This is a genomic window from Flavobacterium xizangense, from assembly GCF_054075145.1.
Map to the genome: position 1 here is coordinate 1 of NZ_JBSIPG010000192.1, position 257 is coordinate 257.

General features: G+C 45.9%; 1 protein-coding gene. It reads left to right on the top strand.

The window, feature by feature from the left end; translation table 11 throughout:
* The coding region (locus ACWA1B_RS23075) for an alpha-amylase family glycosyl hydrolase (protein WP_456910995.1) at positions 1 to 257 on the top strand (257 nt) is incomplete at both ends.

A 257-nucleotide genomic window follows, 5' to 3' on the forward strand; every position in this document is an offset into this window, starting at 1 on the left:
TTGCAACTTCCCTTTACGCACAAGATCCCGCGCAGTACGGAACACCATTTGCAGGCGTTCCCGATACACGAGATATAAACATGTATCAAGTGCACATTCGTCCGTTTAGTGCCAACGGAAATCTAGCCGGAGTAACCGCCCGTTTAGATAATATCAAAGCACTCGGCACCAATGTCATTTATTTAATGCCGATTTTTCCCCACGGAACCGATTCCCGAAGTTCCCCTTCACCTTATTGCATCAAAGATTTTAAAGCC